The organism is Acidobacteriota bacterium (assembly GCA_020349885.1).
Lineage (GTDB): Bacteria > Acidobacteriota.
On sequence record CP070701.1, the window covers coordinates 1,684,233 to 1,705,163 of the forward strand.

Annotated in this window: 17 protein-coding genes; 11 read left to right on the forward strand and 6 right to left on the reverse strand. The window is 62.9% G+C overall.

The window, feature by feature from the left end; all coding sequences use genetic code 11:
• Positions 1-7: 7 nt before the first annotated feature.
• Both JSV08_07245 and JSV08_07250 read left to right on the forward strand, forming a co-directional pair.
• On the forward strand, positions 8-634 hold the full coding sequence (locus JSV08_07245; GenBank protein UCF81858.1) for an NADH-quinone oxidoreductase subunit B: 627 nt from the start codon (positions 8-10) through the stop codon (positions 632-634).
• The gene (locus tag JSV08_07250; GenBank protein ID UCF80302.1) at positions 631-1,278 is read left to right on the forward strand and encodes a hypothetical protein; all 648 of its coding nucleotides are present in this window, start codon (positions 631-633) and stop codon (positions 1,276-1,278) included. The genes JSV08_07245 and JSV08_07250 overlap by 4 nt, the downstream gene beginning before the upstream one ends.
• A gap of 72 nt (positions 1,279-1,350) precedes the next feature.
• On the opposite strand, the gene JSV08_07255 is transcribed toward JSV08_07250, so the two are convergent.
• Entirely contained in the window at positions 1,351-2,553 is a 1,203-nt protein-coding gene (locus JSV08_07255) for a bifunctional 3,4-dihydroxy-2-butanone-4-phosphate synthase/GTP cyclohydrolase II (protein ID UCF80303.1), read from the reverse strand.
• A 176-nt stretch (positions 2,554-2,729) separates the two neighbouring features.
• Between JSV08_07255 and pilB the strand changes: the two genes are divergently transcribed.
• The 5 genes from pilB (at position 2,730) to JSV08_07280 (ending at position 10,064) form a co-directional block, all read left to right on the forward strand.
• Positions 2,730-4,484, forward strand: coding sequence for a type IV-A pilus assembly ATPase PilB (pilB, locus tag JSV08_07260; protein ID UCF80304.1), 1,755 nt, complete (start codon positions 2,730-2,732; stop codon positions 4,482-4,484).
• Positions 4,485-4,496: 12 nt separating this feature from the next.
• Complete coding sequence (locus JSV08_07265) at positions 4,497-5,663, forward strand: type IV pilus twitching motility protein PilT (GenBank protein UCF80305.1); 1,167 nt, start codon at positions 4,497-4,499, stop codon at positions 5,661-5,663.
• A gap of 26 nt (positions 5,664-5,689) precedes the next feature.
• Positions 5,690-6,886 (forward strand): type II secretion system F family protein, encoded by a 1,197-nt coding sequence (locus tag JSV08_07270; GenBank protein UCF80306.1) that lies wholly within the window; start codon positions 5,690-5,692, stop codon positions 6,884-6,886.
• Between the two features lie 101 nt (positions 6,887-6,987).
• The gene (locus tag JSV08_07275) at positions 6,988-8,682 is read left to right on the forward strand and encodes a hypothetical protein (protein ID UCF80307.1); all 1,695 of its coding nucleotides are present in this window, start codon (positions 6,988-6,990) and stop codon (positions 8,680-8,682) included.
• 2 nt (positions 8,683-8,684) lie between these two features.
• Positions 8,685-10,064 (forward strand): sigma-54-dependent Fis family transcriptional regulator, encoded by a 1,380-nt coding sequence (locus tag JSV08_07280; GenBank protein ID UCF80308.1) that lies wholly within the window; start codon positions 8,685-8,687, stop codon positions 10,062-10,064.
• A gap of 30 nt (positions 10,065-10,094) precedes the next feature.
• Here the strand turns inward: JSV08_07280 and hemG are convergent, their stop codons facing one another.
• The 5 genes from hemG to JSV08_07305 all read right to left on the reverse strand — a co-directional run bounded on the left by hemG (position 10,095) and on the right by JSV08_07305 (position 16,248).
• Positions 10,095-11,558: a protoporphyrinogen oxidase gene (hemG, locus tag JSV08_07285; GenBank protein UCF80309.1), complete on the reverse strand. Its 1,464-nt coding sequence runs from the start codon at positions 11,556-11,558 to the stop codon at positions 10,095-10,097.
• A 20-nt stretch (positions 11,559-11,578) separates the two neighbouring features.
• On the reverse strand, positions 11,579-12,553 hold the full coding sequence (hemH, locus tag JSV08_07290) for a ferrochelatase (protein UCF80310.1): 975 nt from the start codon (positions 12,551-12,553) through the stop codon (positions 11,579-11,581).
• Entirely contained in the window at positions 12,550-13,587 is a 1,038-nt protein-coding gene (hemE, locus tag JSV08_07295; protein ID UCF80311.1) for a uroporphyrinogen decarboxylase, read from the reverse strand. Before hemE ends, hemH begins: the two co-directional genes overlap by 4 nt.
• Positions 13,588-13,688: 101 nt before the next feature.
• Positions 13,689-14,735: a bifunctional oligoribonuclease/PAP phosphatase NrnA gene (locus JSV08_07300; protein UCF80312.1), complete on the reverse strand. Its 1,047-nt coding sequence runs from the start codon at positions 14,733-14,735 to the stop codon at positions 13,689-13,691.
• Between the two features lie 7 nt (positions 14,736-14,742).
• Positions 14,743-16,248 carry a leucyl aminopeptidase gene (locus tag JSV08_07305; protein UCF80313.1) on the reverse strand — a complete coding sequence of 502 codons (1,506 nt, stop codon included), beginning with the start codon at positions 16,246-16,248 and terminating at the stop codon, positions 14,743-14,745.
• 320 nt (positions 16,249-16,568) lie between these two features.
• Between JSV08_07305 and JSV08_07310 the strand changes: the two genes are divergently transcribed.
• The 4 genes from JSV08_07310 (at position 16,569) to JSV08_07325 (ending at position 20,797) form a co-directional block, all read left to right on the forward strand.
• Entirely contained in the window at positions 16,569-17,969 is a 1,401-nt protein-coding gene (locus JSV08_07310; protein ID UCF80314.1) for an ankyrin repeat domain-containing protein, read from the forward strand.
• Positions 17,970-18,182: 213 nt separating this feature from the next.
• The gene (locus JSV08_07315; GenBank protein UCF80315.1) at positions 18,183-20,261 is read left to right on the forward strand and encodes a phenylalanine--tRNA ligase subunit beta; all 2,079 of its coding nucleotides are present in this window, start codon (positions 18,183-18,185) and stop codon (positions 20,259-20,261) included.
• Positions 20,258-20,497: a hypothetical protein gene (locus tag JSV08_07320; GenBank protein UCF80316.1), complete on the forward strand. Its 240-nt coding sequence runs from the start codon at positions 20,258-20,260 to the stop codon at positions 20,495-20,497. The genes JSV08_07315 and JSV08_07320 overlap by 4 nt, the downstream gene beginning before the upstream one ends.
• Positions 20,498-20,500: 3 nt before the next feature.
• Complete coding sequence (locus tag JSV08_07325) at positions 20,501-20,797, forward strand: cell division protein ZapA (GenBank protein UCF80317.1); 297 nt, start codon at positions 20,501-20,503, stop codon at positions 20,795-20,797.
• Positions 20,798-20,931: the final 134 nt, after the last annotated feature.

Here is a 20,931-nt window from a genome sequence, read left to right on the forward strand (position 1 = left end):
GGCGGCCATGCGGGCCACGCTGGACGAGCGGGCCGCACGCGACAACATCCTCACGACGACGATCGACGCGCTCGTCAGCTGGTGCCAGAAGAATTCCCTCTGGCCGATGCCCATGGGCCTCTCGTGCTGCGCCATCGAGATGATGGCGATGGCCGCCTCCCGCTACGACCTGGCGCGCTTCGGCGCCGAGGCCATGCGCTTCACCCCGCGCCAGTGCGACCTGATTATCGTGGCGGGCACCGTGACGAAGAAGATGGCCCCCGCGGTCGAGAAGATCTACCGCCAGATGCCCGACCCGAAGTGGGTCATCTCGATGGGCGTCTGCGCCACCTCGGGCGGCATGTTCAACGTCTACAGCGTGCTCCAGGGCATCGACCTGGCCATCCCCGTGGACGTCTACATCGCGGGATGCCCCCCGCGGCCCGAGAGCATCCTTTACGCCCTCATGAGGATCCAGGAAAAGGTTCAGAAGAAGGGGAGCCCCCTGCGCGATATCCTCGGCAGGGAGAGGCCGTATCCGCCGGAGGAGGTGCGGGCTGACATCGACCGCCAGGTCGACGCGGCCAAGAAACGCCGCGAGGCCGCGCACATGGACCGGCCGGAGAGGGAGTTCCTTCCGCCGCCGCGCGCATGAGAGTCGACAAGCGCGAGCCGGTCTTTCTCGTGCTCGAGGCGTACTGGGAGAAGGACATCGAGGACGATTCCACGGTCCGCCCCTTCGTCAAGGGGCTGTGCGACGCGTACGGATGGGAATATTTCCACCGGTTCTTCGACAGCGCGGACGACATTCGCCTCTGGATCAGGGAATTCGACCACACCCGCCGCCCCGGCTGCCAGAAAATCGTCTACATCGCCGCCCACGGCTCCTCGGGCTTTTTGCACACGATAGAAACGAAGATCCCCGCAAGCCGCCTTCTTTCGATCATCGCGCACACCAGAAGCCTCACGGGCGTCCACCTCGGAAGCTGCAATCTCGCCAAGCAGCGCTTTTCGAGAAAACTGCTGAAATCCTCGAACGTGAAGTGGGTCGCGGCCTACCGGCGGGAGATCCCCTGGCTCGAGAGCATGGCGCTCGACCTGCTCTTTTGGAACTGGGTTTTTTCCGGGGTTCCCCGAACCAAGCGCTCCGTCCGCCTGTCCCCGGCGAGGGCGGCGAGCGAGATGTATTCCGGATTCGGCCTGGCCAGGGACATGGGCTTCCAGGTCGTCCACCGCAAAAGGGGCACGCGGAAAGTCGAGTCCTCCTGGGAAATTCTGAAAACGAAGGGAGACAAATGACCAGCATTAGGCGGCCCTCCGGTGGGCGCCGCAATCTCCCTCGCGCCCGGGGGAAAGCGGCCGCGCAGGCCCCTACACCTTCGACAGGATGTGGCCCAGCTTGTTCTTCTTGGCCCGCAGGTAGCGGATGTTCTCGCCCGTGGGCTTGGCCTCCAGCGGCAGCCGCTTGACGATTTCGAGCCCGAAGCCCTTGAGCGCGACCTGCTTGCGCGGGTTGTTCGTAAGCACGCGAATCTTGCGGAGGCCGAGGTCGCTCAGGATTTGCGCCCCTACGCCGTAATCGCGCTGGTCTGGCTTGAACCCGAGCGCCTCGTTGGCCTCGACGGTGTCCTTGCCCTTGTCCTGGAGGGCGTAGGCCTGCAGCTTGTGCTTGAGGCCGATGCCGCGCCCCTCCTGGCGAAGATAGACCAGGACGCCCGCCCCCTCGTCCATGATGTGCCTGAGCGCCAGGTCGAGCTGCTCGCGGCAGTCGCAGCGAAGCGAGTGGAACACCTCCCCCGTGAGGCATTCCGAGTGCACCCGCACGAGCGCCGCGCTCTGCTTGTCGACCTCCCCGTACACGAGGGCAAGGTGAATCTGCTTGTCGAGCTCGTTCTCGTAGCCGAAGAGCCGAAACTTCCCGTTGGGCGTGGGAAGCTCGGACTCGGAAATGCGCTGCACGAACCGCTCGTTCCGGATGCGGTGCTCGATGAGGGCCTGCACCGTGAGGATGGGAATGCCGTGCCGCTCGGAGAACTCCTCGAGCTGCGGCATGCGGGCCATGGTGCCGTCCTCGTTCATAATCTCGCAGATGACGCCCGCGGGGCGGAGTCCCGCGAGGCGCGCCAGATCCACCGACGCCTCGGTCTGGCCCGCACGCCGGAGCACGCCTCCCCGGGCCGCCTGAAGGGGAAAGACGTGGCCCGGGCGCACCAGGTCGTCGGGCTTGGTGTCGGGATGGACGGCCGCCTGAATGGTGCGGGCGCGGTCGGCGGCCGAGATACCCGTCGTGGTGCCCGAGCGGGCGTCCACCGAAACGCAGAAGGCCGTGCCGTAAGGCGACGTGTTTTCATCGACCATGAGCTCGAGATCGAGCTCCTCCAGACGCTTCTCCGTCATGGCAAGGCAGATGAGCCCCCGCCCGTGGCGGGTCATGAAGTTGATCGCTTCGGGCGTCACGTGCTCCGCCGCGATGCAGAGGTCACCCTCGTTCTCGCGCTCCTCGTCGTCCACGAGAATGACCATCCGTCCTTCTCGAAGGGATTGAGCTGCTTCTTCAGCGCTGGTGAAAGGCATGGCGAATGTTCTATCCTATAGCTAACAATAGCAGAAAACGGGGGCCGGCGCAACGGGGCGTTTCCGCTGGTGGTTCTTGAGCCGAGGCGCGCGGCGGGTCTATATCGGGATTAGGCGCCCGGGACTTGACAAGCACCTGTGAACTTCTTACACTTAAACTGGAGAAGAAGACGAATATGGCTCTCAAGCTTGGCGAAATGCTCCTCGACAAGGATCTCATCACGAAGGAGCAGCTTGAGCATGCGCTCGAGTACCAGCAGGAGAACGGCGGCAAGCTGGGCTTCAACCTCGTTAAACTGGGCTACATCACGGATGAGGACATCACCCAGTTTCTGAGCGAGCAGTACAGCGTGCCGGCGGTTGACCTTGCGAACTTCGAGATTGATGAAAGCATCCTCAAGCTCATCCCGAGTGAAGTGGCCCAAAAATACAACGCCATTCCCCTGAGCCGAAGCGGCGCATCGCTCACGGTGGCCATGAGCGATCCGGGCAACGTATTTGCAGTGGACGACATCAAATTCATGACGGGCTATGACGTCGAGACGGTGGTGGCTTCCGAGATGGCCATCCGCGAGGCCATTGACAAGTACTACGGCAAATCCTCGGCGCTCCAGCTCAAGGAATTGATGGAGGAAATGGAGGCTTCGCCCACCTCGGGCATGCCCGACATCGACGACTTGGACGACACCGAGATGGAGGTGGTGGAGGACATCGAGGATCTCGACATCCAGGACGCCGAGAAAGCGGCCGAGACGGCGCCCGTTATCAAGCTGGTCAACCACATCATCCGCATGGCCCTCGAGAAGAGCGCAAGCGACATCCATATCGAGCCCTACGAGAAGGACTACAGGCTGCGCTACCGCGTGGACGGCGTCCTCTTCGAGGAGATGCGTCTGCCGATGAAGATGAAGGACGGCATTACGAGCCGCCTCAAAATCATGGCCAGCCTCGACATCGCCGAGAAGCGCTTGCCGCAGGACGGCCGCATCAAGGCAAAAATGACCATCAAAGGGGCGAAGAAAGAAATTGACTTCCGCTTCTCGGTCCTTCCGACGCTTTGGGGGGAGAAGATCGTCATGCGCATCCTCGACAAAGAGGGCCTCATGCTCGACATGACGAAGCTCGGCTTCGAGCCGGAATCACTTGAGCTCTTCATGGAGTGCCTTATGAAGCCCTACGGCATGATCCTCGTCACGGGCCCCACGGGAAGCGGAAAGACGAACACGCTGTACTCGGCCATGGCCACCGTGAACCAGCCCGAGGTCAACATCATGACCGCCGAAGATCCCGTCGAGTTCAACATCCACGGCATCAACCAGGTGCAGATGCGCGACCGCATCGGGCTGAACTTCGCCGCGGCGCTGCGCTCGTTTCTGCGCCAGGACCCCGACGTCATCCTCGTGGGGGAGGTTCGCGATTTCGAGACGGGCGAGATTTCTATCAAGGCCGCGCTCACGGGGCACCTCGTGCTCTCGACCCTTCACACGAACGACGCCCCCTCGACCGTGAGCCGCCTTATGAACATGGGGATCGAGCCGTTCCTGGTGGCCACCTCCGTGCTCTGCATCGTGGCACAGCGCCTCGCGCGGAAGATTTGCACGAACTGCAAAAAGGAGATTGAGCGGCCCCCGGCCCAGAGCCTTATCGACATCGGCTTCACGCCGGAGGAAGCCGAAAGCACCACGCTCTACAAGGGGGAGGGATGTTCCAAGTGCCTCAACAAGGGTTACAAGGGGCGCATCGCGCTCTTCGAGGTGATGCGCAACACGGAGCAGATGCAGGACCTCATCCTCTGCGGCGCCAACTCGAACGAGCTGCGCCGCCTGGCGCTGGAGCAAGGCATGATTTCGCTCCGCGCAAGCGGCCTCGCGAAGATCAAAAGCGGCGTCACCACGATTGAGGAAGTCCTTCGGACCACGATGGTTGTGTAAAGGAGCGTAACGATGAGCTTAAGTCTGCACTCGCTTTTCACCCGAATGTTTGAGGTCGACAATGGGGTGGCGACCGACCTGCACGTCACCGTCAACACCTGCCCCACGATTCGCATCCACGGTGACCTGCTTGCGCTTCCGGGCTATGAGGAGGTCGTGCTCACGGCCCCGCAGACCAAGAAGCTCATCTACAGCGTGATGACCGATCAGCAGAAGCACATGTTCGAGGAAAACCTTGAGATCGATTTTTCTTTCGGCATCAAGGACTTGGCGCGCTTTAGAACGAACGTGTTCATGCAGCGGGGAGCGGTGGCTGCGGCGTTCCGCACCATTCCCCATCAAATTCTGGGCTTTGAAACGCTGGGGCTTCCCTCGGCGGTTCCGAAGCTGTGCGATCTGCCGCGCGGCCTTATCCTCTTGACGGGGCCGACCGGTTCGGGAAAATCCACGACGCTCGCGGCCATGATCGACAAGGTTAATCAGGAGTACAAGAAACACATCATCACGATCGAGGATCCCATCGAGTACCTGCATTCGCACCGGTCCTGCGTTGTCAACCAGCGCGAGGTCCTAAGCGACACGCACTCGTTTGAGAACGCGATGCGCTCGATTCTGCGCCAGGACCCGGACGTGGTCCTCATCGGAGAGATGCGCGACCTTGAAACCACGGAAACCTGCCTCAAGATCGCCGAAACCGGCCACTTGACCTTTGCCACCCTGCACACGAACTCGGCCGCCCAGACCATCACGCGTATCATTGACATCTTCCCGGCGCACCAGCAGTCCCAGATTCGCACGCAGCTTTCCATGGTGATCGAAGGAATCCTGTGCCAGACGCTCCTTCCCCATCGAAGCGGCAAGGGGCGCGTCCTCGGCATCGAGTTCATGGTTCCCAACTCCTCGATTCGCAACCTGATCCGCGAGGACAAGATTCACCAGATTTATTCAGCCATGCAGACGGGCCAGGAGGTAAGCGGCATGCAGACGCTGAACCAATCCTTGTCGCAGCTTTACCTGGACGGAAAGATTACGCTTGAGACGGCGTTGGGTCGCTCGTCGATGCCGGATGAGCTTCAAGAGTTGATCAACCGCGGGGTGGGAACGCTGGGGGCGCGCACGGCCGCGCGGTCTGCGGCGAAAGTAGCAGCGGGGGCCGCTCACTCCGCACGCAGGGGGTAATCCATACACGCTAAGGGAGTATAGCCATGCCAACGTTTGTTTGGAAGGGAACGCAGGCGGGGATCATCAAGGAAGGCACCATCGTCGCCGCCGCGAAAGAGGACGTGCGCGCCATGCTCGCCCGCCAGCAGATTGTCGTAAGCGGCATCAAGGAAAAGGGCAAGGAGTTGGCGCTGCCCAAGTTCGGGGGCGGAGTCACGCCCAAGGAAATAGCCGTCTTTACGCGCCAGTTCTCGGTCATGGTCGACGCCGGCCTTCCTCTGGTGCAGTGCATTGAAATCCTGGGCGGCCAGCAGCCCAATCCCGCCTTCCAGAAGGCGCTTCTGCAGATTCGAACGGACGTTGAGGGTGGCGCTTCGCTCTCCGACGCCATGCGTAAGCACCCCAAGATTTTCGACGACCTCTACTGCAACCTCGTCAAGGCGGGCGAGGCGGGCGGTATCCTGGACACCATTCTCCGGCGTCTCTCCGCCTATATCGAGAAAGCGGTCAAATTGAAGAGTGCCGTGAAAAGCGCGCTGATCTATCCCGTGGCGATCGTGGTTGTGGCGTGCATCGTGGTCGGGGTGATTTTGAGATTCGTTATTCCCACGTTCGCCGATTTGTTTGCGGGGCTGGGGGTGGAGCTGCCGCTTCTGACCCGAATCATCATTGCCGCCAGCAATATCCTGAAGACCTTTTTCCTGCCTCTCATTTTCGTGTTTATTGCCCTCGGGTTTTTCCTTAACCGCTACTACAAGACGTACAACGGAAGGCGCGTGATCGACGGCATTCTGCTCAAAACGCCCATCCTGGGAGAGCTTCTTCGCAAAATTGCGGTGGCCCGGTTTTGCCGAACCCTTGCGACCTTGACGACGAGCGGCGTTCCCATTCTCGAGGGATTGGAGATTACGGCCAAAACGTCCGGCAACGCCATCATCGAGGATGCCATCATGGTCACGCGCAAAGCGGTCGAGGAGGGAAAAACCATTTCCGAGCCGCTCGAGAGAACGAAGCAGTTTCCCTCGATGGTGTGCCAGATGCTTTCGGTCGGGGAGAAAACGGGCGCCCTGGACACGATGCTCGGCAAGGTGGCCGACTTTTACGAGGACGAGGTGGACGAGGCGGTGGAGAACCTGATGTCGCTCCTCGAGCCGGTGATTATTGTCTTCCTCGGCGGCATCATCGGCTGCATCGTCATTGCGATGTACTTGCCCATGTTCAAACTCATTCAGACGCTCTAACGCTTGCTTGGATACACATTAACGGGAAAGGCAGCTTGGCGATCGTGCAAGATTGGCAACGCTGCCTTTTTCGCTTTCTGCGCCGCTTGGAGGCATAACGCATGAGGCCGGAGAAAGCAAAGCGCCTTCCCTCGAAGCTCAAGCGTCAGTCGGTGATGTGGCTGATGTCCCTGCGCATCGTCGTCGTCAGCACGCTGTTCATCGCCGCGTTCATCCTGCAGTTCCTCATCGAAGTCCCTTTTCCCCTGCTCAAGCCCCTCATCTACTTCATCGGCGTCGTCTATGGGATTTCGATTTTCTACCTGGCGGCCTTCGTCGCGCTGCCGCGCTTTGCCGAGCACCGCGTGTTTGCCTACACGCAGCTTGTGGGAGACGCGGCGGCGACGACATGGCTCGTCTACCTGACCGGCGGAGCGGAAAGCTCGTTTTCCTTTCTCTACCACATTCCCATCATCGTGGCGAGCGTGCTTCTCGGTCGGCGCGGCGCGCTGGCCGTGGCTTCCGCGAGCGCCATAGCCTACGGCGGCCTCGTGGACCTCGTCTACTACGGCGTGGTGTCCCCTTTCCGCGCGGCTCATTTCCTGCATTCGCTTCCAATGCTCTACTATTATCTCCTCGTCAACCTTGCGGGGTTTTTTCTTGTGGCCCTCATGAGCGGCTACTTGACGGAGCGCCTGCGGCACCAGGACATTGCGCTTGAGAGGGCCTCGCACGAGCTTACCAGTCTTCAAGTCCTCCACCAGAACGTTCTTGAAAGCATGGGAAGCGGCCTGATGACGACGGACTCTTCAGGGAGAATCGAGTTCGTCAACAAGGCCGGCTTGGAACTCCTGGAACAGCCTTTTTATTCTCTAAAAAATCTCGCCGTGGGAGAATGTTTTCCCTCCTTTCCTGTGGATGTTGACGCCGCGCCGTCTTCCCGCATAAGGCGCGCGGAAGTGACGTATCGGCCGCCCGCGGGGCGGGAGAAGGTGTTGGGGTTTGGGGTGTCGTCCTTGAAAGCCCCCGGTGGAGAGCATGCGGGCTGGATTCTGGTTTTCGAGGACTTGACCGAGTTCAAGGCCATGGAGAGGGAGCTCCGCATGAAGGACCGGATGGCCGCACTGGGAGAGATGGCGGCGGGCCTCGCGCATGAGATACGCAACCCGCTCGCGTCCATCCGCGGCTCCGCGCAGATGCTCCAGCGCGACCTCAACCTCCGCGAGGAGGAGGGGCGCCTGTTTGACGTCCTGGTGCGTGAAACCGAGCGCCTCAACCGGACCATAGAGGCCTTCCTCCACTATGCCCGTGGGGGACGCTCCACCCGCTTTGAACGCGTGGACGTGTTGGCGCTTCTTGAGGACACGACGTCCCTTCTGCGCCACAGCGGGGAATGCCGCCCTGAGCACGTGATAACCGTTTCGGGCGAGGGCGGCGGACCGTTTTGGTGCCGGGGCGATTCGGACCGGCTCAAGCAGGTGTTTTGGAATCTATCCCTGAACGCCCTCCAGGCCATGCCGCAGGGAGGCCCGCTCTCGATTTCCGCTTGCGAAAACGGATCGGAGATCGAGATTCTCTTCCGCGACGCCGGCAGGGGCATCCCGCGCGATGAGATCTCGAACATCTTCTTGCCGTTTCGGAGCGGCTCGGCGCGGGGGCTCGGGCTTGGGCTTCCCATCGCCTATCGGGTCGTTGAAAGCCACGGGGGGAGCATTCACGTCGATGCCGCTGAGGGCGAGGGAACCGTGGTGCGCGTGCGCCTTCCGCGCGTGGAAGCGAAGAAGACTCCGGCCCAGCTTGCGGGAGGAGGGTGCTGACCATGCCAGAGAAAGCTCAAAAGATTCTCATCGTGGACGACGAGCCGGCCATGCAGGAATGGCTGGCCATTTTCCTCAGGAAGGAAGGCCATCACCCCGTCTCGGCCGAAACGGCCGATTCGGCGTGCCGCGCGCTTGAGCGCGACGCCTATACCATTGCCCTGTGCGACGTCCGGCTGCCCGACGGAAACGGCCTCGACGTTTTGCGCCACGGCCGCAATGCTTCGCCGGAGACGATCTTCGTCATGATGACGGCTTACTCCTCAACAGAGGACGCCGTTGAGGCCATGAAGCTCGGCGCGTCGGACTATCTCATTAAGCCTTTCGATTTGGACGAGTTTCGGCTTCGCCTGGACGCGGCCCTCGAGCGCCGCTTGTTGCGGGAGGAAAACGTCTACCTTCGCAAGACGCTCGCCATGGAAACCTCGCTCGAGAACATCGTCGCGGTGAGCGGGAAGATGCGCGACGTTCTCGACCTGGCGCGGCGCGTGGCCCCGACGGACAGCACCGTGCTCCTCGAGGGCGAGAGTGGAACTGGGAAGGAGCTTGTGGCGCGGGCCCTGCATAAGCTAAGCCCTCGGAGTCCTCATACTTTCGTTTCCATCAACTGCGGCGCGCTTCCCGAGACGCTTCTGGAAAGCGAGCTGTTCGGCCACCTCAAGGGCTCCTTCACTGGAGCCGTGGAAAACAAGAAGGGGCTTTTCGAGGTGGCCCACCGTGGGACCATCTTCCTCGACGAGATCAGTGAAATGTCCCCAGCCATGCAGGTCAAGCTCCTGCGCGCTCTTCAGGAGCGGACCGTTCGTCGCATCGGAAGCGAGGAGGAAACCGAGGTGGATCTGCGTGTCATCGCGGCCACGAACAAAGTCATGCAAACCTTGGTCGAGGAGGGAATGTTCCGGGAAGACCTCTACTACCGCATCAACGTCATCGCCGTCCACATCCCGCCCCTGCGGGAGCGACGGGAAGACATTCTTCCGCTGGCCCGGAGCTTCCTGAAAGAGTTTTGCGGGTCGGCGGGCAAGAAGCTTCGGGACTTCTCTGGCGAGACCAAGGTGCTCCTGGAACGGTATCCTTGGCCGGGCAACGTGAGAGAGCTTAAAAACGCGGTGGAGCGCGCCGTGGCGCTTGAGAGCACCGACGTGGTTCTGCCCGAAAGTCTTCCGGACGCGCTTCGGGGCGAGGGATGGCATCTACCCTCGGAGGACGAGATTACCCTGCCCGAGGGATTCAAGCTCGAAGAGCATTCCGAGGAAGTGTGGCGCCGTTACCTGCGGGCGGCCCTCAGGCGCTCGGGCGGCGTCAAGACCAAGGCGGCGGAAATGCTCGGCATGAGCCTGCGCTCATTCCGCTACCATGCCAAGCGGCTCGGTGTCGGCTGAGCGCGCCGCCCGAGCCGCCAGCGAACCCCCCTACACCAGCGCCTCCGCCGCCCGCTTCGCCGAGCTGACGCAGTCCGGAATCCCAACGCCGCGGTAGGCGTTGCCGGCCAGGGCGAGGCCGCCGAGCCGGGCCGCGAGCGATTCGATTCTTTCCACCTTTCTCAAATGGCCGACGTGGTATTGCGCGATGGATTTCGGGTAACGGCGGATGTGCACCTCGATGGGGGCCGCCGAGAGGCCGAGGATTCTTTTAAGCTCGCCCAACACGCTCTCGCGCAACGCTTCGTCGGATGCTTCGAGCTGCGCGGCATGGGCTTCGCCGCCCACGAAGGCGCGCAGCAGGGCGAGGCCTTCCGGGGCGCGTCCCTCGAACTTGACGTGGCTGAAGGAGCAGGACATGAGTGCGCGCTTTTCCACGCTCGGCGCGACGAATCCCATGCCGTCAAGCGGATGGGCGATGTCCCGTCTCCGGCACAGGACGTTTAAGACCGCGCAGGAGCCGTAGGAAATCGTTCGGAGCTCTTCGGCCAGGGGCGGCGCGGCGGACTCGAGCAGCGCGGCGGCGGCATAGGCGGGCAGTGCCAGGCACACGGCCTCCGCCTCGACCGCCTCGCGGTTTTGAAGAGTCAGGCGCCACGTCCCAGCGCGGCGCTCGAGCGAGGCGACCCTCGCGCCGAGCCTCATTTTTGCCGCCCCGAGGCGCTTGCGGAGCGATTCGGCCAGGGCGTCGGTCAGCGTCTGCACGCCGCGCCGGAACGATAGAAAGAGGCTGTAGCGGGGGCCGCTCGCGTGCCGCATCTCGCCTTCGCCCTCGCTTTTGCGCGCGGCGCGGCTTCGCGCCGAAAGGCCGCGAATGACGCTTCCGTACTCGCGTTCCATTTCGAGAAACTGCGGAAACGTCGCCGACAGGCTCAGCTTCTCCGGATCCGCCGTGTAAATGCTCGCCACCATGGGTTCGGCGAAGCGCTCCAGCGCCTCCCGTCCCAGGCGCCGCCGCACGAAACCCGCAAGGCTCACGTCGTCGTCCCCGCCTCGCCGGGGAATGACGAGGTCCATGGCCATGCGGAGTTTCCCGGGAAAACTGAACAGCGGCGCCCGCACAAGCGCCCACAGCGAAATCGGAGCCAGCAGAAAGAATCCTTCCGGGATGGGCTGCAGCCTTCCCCTCTTTAGGATGAAGCTTCGGCGATGCTCCGGGTTGGTGCCCAGGATTTCCTCCTTGAGGCCGAGCGCTTCGGCCAGCTCTTTCGCCCCGGGCTTGCTTGAAAGAAAGCAATCGGGGCCGTGCTCCATGAGGACATCCCCGTGCCGTGTCGTCTCGACGACGCCGCCCCACCGCGACGAGCCTTCCAGGAGCGTGATGTCGAGCGGCGAGCCGGTCTCGCGGGCTTTCTTTTCGAGAAAGTGGCACGCGGCGAGGCCCGTGACGCCGCCTCCCACGACGGCAACGCGCCGCGGCTTGGAGGCAGGGCTGGAAGAGGAGCGCTCTTGCATGGGAAATCAGCGCCTCTGCGCTATATCGAGGAAGCTTCGGCCCGTGCGGCGACGCGTTCGGCCAGCATGCCGACGAAGGCCGGGTGGTTTCCGACGGTGGGCACTCGGTAGAAGCCCAGGCCGCACTCCGCGGCCGCCTCCTTCGCCGCAACGTCGAGATCGTAGAGCACCTCGACGTGGTCGCACCAAAACCCGATGGGTGCAACCACGACGTCCGCGACGCCTTCTTCTCCCGCGCGCCGGATGGCGTCGCGCACGTCGGGGCCGAGCCATGGAATGCGCACCCCTTCGGGCGCGCTCTGGTAACTTAATTCGTAGCGACCCACGCCCAGGGCTTGCGCGACGAGCGCGGCCGTCTCGCCGTATTGCTGCACGTAGGGGCTGCGCGCAGCGACCGATTCCGGTAGGGAGTGGGCCGTGAAGATCAATCTCGCCTTGTGCCGCCGCGCGGAATCCGTTTGCGCCAATGTTTTCCTTGCGAGATCGCTGATGGCCTCGATAAGGCCCTTTTCGTTCCACCATGGGGGAAGAAAGTCCACGGCGGGCGCGGCTTCGCCGAGTTCTTGTCTTCCCTTTTCGACCGTTTCGATGTAGCTGTCCCAGCTCGCGGCGCTCTGGTGCGGCGCGAGAATCACCCCGACGCAGCGCCGGTGCCCCTTCACGCCCATCTCGCGGAGCGTGTCCTTGAGCCACGGAGGCCAGTACCGCATGCCCGCGTAGACGGGAAGCGTTCTTCCTTTTTCCCGAAGCTTCTTTTCGAGCGATTCGGCCAGCGCGAAAGTATGGTCGTTGTAAGGCGAATACCCTCCGAGGACCTCGTAGTGGCGCGCGACCTCCTCGATGCGCGCGGGGTCGGGGGGTTGGGGGGAAACCGACTGCAGGATGCTCCGGACGAAGCAGTAGGCGGCGCTAGGACACGGCGGCTCGCAGCGGCATGCGTTTTCCCGGGTCGGGCCTCCATAGCCCACGAGCAGGACGCTGTCGCAGGCGCTCATTGCCGGAGCTTTTCTGAAATCTCGTGGACGAAATCCACCAGCGCTACGGCGTTTTCCTCCGGCGTCTGGGGCATGATGCCATGGCCGAGGTTAAAGATGTGGCCGGAGCGCTTTCCGACCTGCTCCAGAATCTCTTTCGCCCTCTTCTGCAGATACTCTCGGCTCGAGAGTAGAACGCAGGGGTCGAGGTTGCCCTGCACGGCCGAGTCCCCGATGACCTTCCAGGCGGGGCCGATCTCCACGTGGTGGTCGACGCCGATGACCTGGGCGCCGCAGTCCTTCATGAGATGAAGGAACGGCCCGGTCCCCACGCCGAAATAGATGACGGGAATTTTTTCGGGAAGCGCGGCGACGAGTTTCTTCACATGCGGCAGCACGAATTCCTTGTAGTCCGACGGCCCGAGGTGTCCGGCCCAGCTGTCGAAAAGCTGCAAAGCCTGCGCGCCGGCCTTGACCTGAAGGCAGAGGTAGGGCGCAAGCGCGGCGCAGAGGCGCTCCATCAGGGCGTGCCATGCGCCCGGGTCCCGGTACATGAAAGACTTCGCTTGCCCGAAGGAGCGGGAATACTTTCCTTCGAGCATGTAAGCCGCGAGGGTGAAGGGAGCACCCGCGAAGCCGATGAGCGGCGTTCGGGCCGGGAGCGCATGCCGCGTCTGCTCGACCGCCTCGTACACGAAGGCCATGGATTCCTCGACGCGGGGTTCGCGCAGGCGCTTGAGGTCGTCGGCTTCCCGGATGGGGTTGTGGAAGACGGGTCCCGCCTTGTCCGGAAACTCGAGCTGCATCCCCATGGCTTCGGGAAGAAGCAGGATGTCGGAAAAGAGGATGGCCGCGTCCACGCCGAGGCGCTCCGCCGCCGAAACCGCTGCTTCCGCCGCGAGCTCCGGGGTTTTGCAAAGCTCCAGGAAAGGGGTCTTTTTGCGGATCTCGCGGTAACTCTTCATGTAACGCCCCGCCTGGCGCATGAACCAGACGGGCGTCACCGAAACCGGCTCGCGCCGGCATGCCTTCAGGAAGATGGGCGTTTCTTGCACCGACTTTAGAGTAACGGCTCGGAAAGAAGCTTGCAAGCTGTTCGGCGGCTGAGCGCCCCAGTTTTTCCCTCGGCTTTTTCGGAGCCGCCCCTCCCGAGCGATTATCGACGCGTCCCGCGCCGTTTTCGCGACGCCGCCTTCTCGGCCGCGGCAACCACCTTGCGGACGGCGCCGGGAAGGGAAGCGGCGATGTTGAAACCGGAGCTTTTTCGATGGCCGCCTCCGCCGAACTCGCACGCCAGCGCGCTCACGTCCACGAAGTTCTTGGAGCGAAGGCTCACCTTGATTTCGCGCCGGGCCAATTCTACAAACAGGACGGCGACTTCTATGGATTGAAGCGTGAGCACGTGGTCGATGATGCGTGGAAGATTGAGCGGCTTGACGCGGTGCTTTCGAAGGAGCGTTTGGGGGGCGGTGCACCATGCCACGCGTCCCGAGGGCGTGGTGCGAACACCGGCGAGCGTCTCCGCGATGAGCCGCAGTTGTTCCACGCTGCGCCAGCACCGCGTGGCCTTGAACACCTGGTAGGGTTGCACACCGCGCTCGACGAGATCCGCCGCCACCCGGAACGTGCGGGCGTTCGTGCGGTCGTAGTTGAAATCGCCGGTGTCGTGGACGATGGCCGCGTAGAGCGGCTGGGCGATGCTGGGCGTGACGGCGCGGGGATCCAAGGTGGTAATGAGGTCGTAAACCATCTCGCCCGACGAGGAGGCGTTCTCGCGCACCCAGCGCCAGTCGAACGTCCGGTCGCGCCGGACATGATGGTCGATGAGAAGCTTTTTGGCCGGACTCGTGAGGATGGCCTCGCCCATCTTGTCAATCTTTTCCACGGACCCGATGTCGATGGCGGCTATGACGTCGGCCTGCTGGAGAATTTTCTTGTGAACGTGGGGCCGGTAGCGCTTCACGTCCTGGTTTGAGCAGAGAAACCGCAGGTTGACCGGCGTGTCCGATACGTTCACGATGTGGGAAATTTTTCCTATGCGTCGCAGGAAGCGATGAAGCGCAAGCTCGGAGCCCAGGCCGTCGGCGTCGGGCTTAGAGTGCGTCGTGAGGACGAAGCGGCGGTTTTGGCGAATGAGACGGGCCACGTCTCCCATGGTTACGTCGCGCGGCATGGCTTTCCTGCGTTTCCGTGCCTTCGTCATGGGGATTTCATCCGCGGCGCGCTTTCGCCCGCTTCGGTTTCTTGCGCAACGAGGCGAGCGCCGCCTCGCTCGTCAGGAAAGTCAAAAGGGTCCGCACGCCGAAGCCCGTGCCGCCCGTGCGGGCGAGCGGCGTGTCCTTCGTCGCGTAGGCCGGCCCGGCGATGTCCAGGTGCGCCCAGCGCACTCCGGGCTCCACGAACTCCGAGAGGAAGAGCGCCGCCGTGATGGCCCCTGCCCAGCCGGCGCCGCAGTTCTTGATGTCGGCGATGGGGGAGCGGAGGCTTTCGCGGTATTCCTCGATGAGCGGAAGCGGGGCGATGCGTTCGCCCGCGAGGCGGGCCGCTTCGATAAGGCTCTCCGAGAGCTCGGCGTCGTTGCTCATAAGACCGGCGCACTTCTCTCCAAGCGCGACCACGCAGGCGCCCGTCAGCGTGGCCAAGTCAATGACGGCGCTCACCTTCAGGCGGTGCAGGTACGCTAGGCCGTCGGCCAGGACGAGGCGCCCCTCCGCGTCCGTGTTCACGACCTCGACGGTCTTGCCGCTCATCGAGCGCAAGACGTCGCCAGGGCGGATGGCGTGGCCGCCCGGCATGTTCTCGGCCATGCACATGACGCCTTCGAGGTGCACCTCGGGCCGCAGGCGGGCCGCACCGAGGAGCGTGGCGAGCACGGCGGCCGCGCCGGCCATGTCTTCCTTCATGGTTTCCATGTGCTTGGCGCTTTTGAGCGAGAGGCCGCCGCTGTCGAACGTGATGCCCTTGCCCAGAAGGCCGAGACGCGGCGCGTCCTTTCGGGACGCGCGGCAGGAAAGATGGATGAGGCGCGGCGGGTGGGCGCTTCCCTGTCCGACGCCGAGGAGGCATCCCATGCCCATGCGCCCGGCCTGCTTTTCGTCGATGACCTTCACCTTGAGGCCGGCCTTCCGGCCCTCGCGGGCGGCGATCTCGACCATCCGCTCGGGCGTTAGATACCCCGAAGGCTCGCACACGAGGTCGCGCGCGAGCTTTGTGTACTCCGAAAAGAGTCGGCCGCGCTCAACGGCCGCCCCCGCCGCTTTGCGCCCCCTTCCCTCGAAGCGAATCTTGACCTCGTGCAGCGAGGCCGCGTCGTGGTCCTTGGAAAGGTATTTTTTGAAGCGGTACAGGCCCAGCTCGCAGCCTTCGACGACGGCCTGCAGCCAGCGGTGCTCCGTCCCGCCGGTGGGGGGAAAGGCGAGCGCAACCTTTTTAACGGTAATTTCCTCGGCGCGGTGCGCGCAGACCGCCGCCGCGGTGGCGTAGGTGCCCGCCTCATGCTCGCGGGGCTTTCCCAAGCCGACCACCAGGATGTTCCGGGCCGCGTAGCCCCTGGGAGAAGGCAAAAGAACGCTTTTGCCGAGCCCCGGCTGGAAGGAGCGCCGTTTGAGCTCCTGCTCCAGGCGCTTGTCTTCGAGCACACGGCCTTCCGCCCTTGCGAAGCACAAGAGCTCCGTTTGAATTTTACGCGGCGTATTCGGCTCCAGTCGGTAGTTCATAGAATCCCCCGAGTGTGTTTTCCTGTGCGGGGTATTCAGAAAATGAATGCTCAGTTAGGCAGTATTATAGAGCAGGAACAAGAAAATGCAAGTGAAAACTGAGCATTCTGCCCCCGGTCGGCGGGGTCATCCATCGGATTTGGCGTTTTTAGGTCGTTTCTGATAATCTTCTTGTGGATTCACAATGGCATATCAATTGGTCTATGGTCAAACGGACGTCGGGTGTCGGATGACTGCCATCTGCTAGCGGCTTATCCGCCATCCGGATCTACCCTCCCGACATGGTCGGGGCAAGCATCGGAAAATAAGGAGTGCAACAAATGATGAACATAAAACCTTTACTTAAGATGGTTCTGTTGTTGATCCCCTTGCTTTTCGCGCAGACGGCCTACGGTGGTATCAATGAAAAACTGCTCGAAGCGGCGAAGATCGGCGATACCGCCGAAGTGGAACGATTGCTTGAACAAGGCGCGGACGTGAACGCGAAGGACGAAGACAGCCAGGCCGCCCTGATGATTGCGGCAATGGAGGGCTACACCGAGACGGTAAAGACCCTAGTAGATGCGGGAGCGGACGTGAACGCGAAGGACAAGAATGGCTGGACCGCCCTGATGATTGCGGCAATGGAGGGCTACGCCGAGATGGTAAAGACCCTGATGGATGCGGGAGCGGACGTGAACGCGAAGGACAAGAATGGCTGGACCGCCCTGATGGGTGCGGCAGTGACAGGCTTCACCGGGGTTGCGAGGGACTTGATTAACGCGGGCGCGGACGTGAACGCGAAAGAATACGAACACGGCTCGACCGCCCTGATGATGGTGGAATCTTCGGGCCGCACCGCGATTGTGGTGCTTCTCGAACATGCTGATACTAATTTAAAACTGCTCGGAGCGGCGAAGGCCGGCGGTACCACCGACGTGGAACGATTGCTTGCACAGGGAGCGGACGTGAACACGAAGGACAAAGACGGCCAGACCGCCCTGATGATTGCGGCAAAAGGGGGCCACGCCGAGAAGGTAAGGGTCCTGATGGATGCGGGAGCGGACGTAAACGTGAAGGACAAGAATGGCTGGACCGCCCTGATGATTGCGGCAAAAGGGGGCCACGCCGAGATTGCGAAGGCCTTGATTGACGCGGGAGCGGACGTGAACGCGAAAGAATACGAATACGGCTCGACCGTCCTGATGATGGCTGAATCTTCGGGCCACACCGCGATTGTGGGGCTTCTCAAACATGCTGATATTAATTCAAAACTGCTCGGAGCGGCAAAGGCCGGCGGTACCACCGAAGTGGAACGATTGCTTGAACAAGGCGCGGACGTGAACGCGAAGGACAAAGACGGCCAGACCGCCTTGATGATTGCGGTACAGGAGAACCGCACCGAGACGGTGAAGACCCTAATGGATGCGGGAGCGGACGTGAGCGTGAAGGACGGATTCGGCCGGACCGCCCTGATGTGGGCGGCATGGATGGGCCGCGCCGATATGGTGAAAACCTTGCTGGGGGCGGGAGCGGACGTGAACGTGAGGGACGGATTCGGCCGGACCGCCCTGATGTGGGCGGCATGGATGGGCCACGCCGATATAGTGAAAGCCTTGCTGGGGGCGGGCGCGGACGTGAACGCGAAGGATAAATGGAGCCGGACCGCCCTGATGGCTGCGACACAGAAAGGCCACACCGAGGTTGTGGAGATTCTCAAGCAGGCCGTGGCAGAGGAGTGACGGGGAGGCCGGCGGGTTTCCAGCAGGGGCGCCCCTGTGCGGGTGCCCTGTTTTTTCGGGGGTGAATTCGGGCGGTTGCGCAAGGCCGCCCCACCGGTGAAAATCCGCCGAAGTCCCGACATGGGCAAGCCTGCCCGAGTCGTGTCCGCTTTCGGCAGCCCCGGCTTTTTGTGCTATCCTACACGGCTTCGAGAATCACCGGAGCGATGACCGATGCGCTTTAGCTACAACTGGCTTCGAGAGTACGTCGAGATTTCCGCGACGCCGCCCGCCCTCGGAGAGGCGCTCACCATGCTGGGCTTTCCTCTCGACGGGCTGGAGGCGGACGGCGGGGACGCGCTCCTCGATGTGGACATCACGACGAACCGCCCCGACGTGATGAACCACGTGGGGCTCGCGCGGGAGATCGCCGCGAAGTACGCGCTTTCGCTCAAGGCGCCGTCGCCGCGCTCTTTCAAGCCGAAGGATAATGTTTCGGTCACCGTTGAGGCCCCCGATTTGTGCCCGCGCTACTCGGCGCGCCTTGTGCGCGGCCTGCGGAACGCTCCCGCTCCCGCGTGGATGCGCGAGCGGCTCGAGCGGGCCGGGATGCGCCCCATCAACGGCGTCGTGGACGTGACCAATTACGTCCTGTTCGAGCTGGGTCAACCGCTTCACGCCTTCGATTTTTCCCGCCTGCGCGAGGGGCGCGTCGTCGTCCGCCGGGCGCGCGAGGGCGAAGCGATGGCTATGCTCGACGGGCAGGAGCGGAAATTCTCCTCTTCGGCGCTCGTCATCGCCGACGCGAAAGCCCCCGTGGCACTTGCGGGGGTGATGGGGGGAGCGGAGTCGGAAGTCGGGGCGGCGACGACGGACGTCCTTCTCGAAAGCGCCCATTTCGATCCGCTCTCCGTCTGCCGCACTGCGAGGACGCTCGGCCTCAAAACCGAAGCCTCGCTCCGCTTCGAGCGCGGTGCCGACTTTGGCATCACGATGCACGCGCTAGACCGGACCTGCGAGCTTCTTCTGGAAAACTTCGGCGGCGAAGTGGTCGGCGAGGCCGACGTCGTCGCAAAATCCCTTTCCGCGCGGGAGGTTTCCTTGCGTTGCGAGCGCTTGAAGGCGTTCCTCGGGTCCGCCCCGGGCCTTGAGCGCAGGTGGGTGGGGGAATTGTTCGGGAGGCTCGGATTCGAGGTGCTCGAAGAAAAAGACGACGTGATGCACCTGCGCGTTCCGACGTTCCGGAGCGACGTGGAGCGGGAAGAAGATCTCTTCGAGGAGGTGGCGCGGCACTACGGCTACGACCGCATTGCACCCGAGCTTCCCGCCCTCGCCGAGCCCGGCGCCGGCGTTCTCCGCGAGGAGAAGCTGGAGCGCGCCGCCCGGCAGGCCGTGGTCGAGGCCGGTTACCAGGAAGTCGTGAGCTACAGCATGGTGGACGCGAAGAGGGAAGAGCTTCTTGGAAGTGATTCCCGAGACCTCGTGTCTCTCGCCAATCCGCTTTCGGAAGAAATCGCCGTTCTGCGCCGAAGCCTCTACCAGGGGCTCCTCGATTCGCTTGCGCGGAATCTCAACCGGGGGGCGCGCGACGTGCGGCTGTTCGAGATGGGCGCGACGTTCTCCTTGCCGAAGAGCAGCGACGACCTGGCCGACGAGTCGCCGGCGCTTGCGGCGGTGGCCTGCGGCGCAAGCGCCCCCCGGCAGTGGCGCCGCGAGCCTGAAGAGATAGATTTCTACGACGTTCGGGCCGTGGTCGAGCGCCTCTTCGAGCGTCTGCGCCTCTCCCCCGCGGTCGGGTTTCGCCGGGCCTCCCACCCCCTTTACCACCCGCATCGCTGCGCCGAGATTTTTCTCTCCTCCGCGCCGGAGGGATCTGGAGAGGAGCGGGTGGGCGAGTGCGGCGAGCTCGCCTCGCGCGTGACGCGGGCGTGGGACATCGAAGTTCCCGTGTACGCCTTTCATGTGGCGCTTGCGCGCGTGTGGGAGCGGGCGTGGCCTTCCGTCGTGTTCGCTCCCGTGTCGAGGCTCAATCCGCTCCGGCGCGACATGTCGTTCCTGGCGGACGCCGCGTTGCCTTTCGCCCGCGTGGATGCTATGCTGAAGTCTACGCGCTGGCCGGACGTGCGGCGCATTGACGTGGTGGATGTTTATGAAGGATCGAGTCTTCCGAAAGGCAGGAGAAGCCTTACGCTTGAGGTGGAGTTCCAGCCGGAGGCGAGAACCCTGAGCGAGGCGGACGTCGCGGGCGTGATGCGCCGCATCGCGGAGGCTCTTGAGAAAGAGCTGGGGCTCGAATTGCGGGGAATGCTGTGAATGTAAGCGAAGCCATAGAGCAGCTTGAGGCGAAGGCCCGCGAGGTGGCCGGGCGGGCGCGCGCCCTGCGAGAGGAAAACGCTCGCGTCATTGAGGAGAACCGCCTCCTGCGCGGGCGCATGGAGGAAACCGAAGCGGGCGGCGTGGACCGGAAGGCCGTGGCGGAGCGCATTGAGCGGTGCGTGCAGATTTTGGAGCAGGCGCTTGCCGAGGAGGGGGCGAACACCCCGGAGTAGCCCATGCCAGAGGGACGCTTGGTGACGGTCGAGATTTTTGGACAGACGTACCGGCTGCGCGGCGTGCATGACGCCGAGGCGCTCGAGCGCCTTGCTTCTTACGTGGACGGTAAGATGAACGCCGTCGCCGACCAGATGCAGGTTAGCGACACGATTAAAATTGCCATTTTGGCTGCTTTGAACATTGCGGACGAATACTTTCAGGCGCTTGAGCGTTCCGGCGAACCGCAGGACGCCCAAGCCGTCGAGGAAAAAATCGAGGAAATTAACCACATTTTGGATTCTTGTCTGGAAGAATAGCTGTGAGACATCTGGATTTTCTCCGACGCCGTCCCGAGGCTTTGGGACGAATCGGCCGCCTTTCCTGAATTCTTTCCTCTGAAAGTTTCCCGTCCGCCTTGTCCCGCAGAGCGAGGATCCTCGATCCCGCCTTG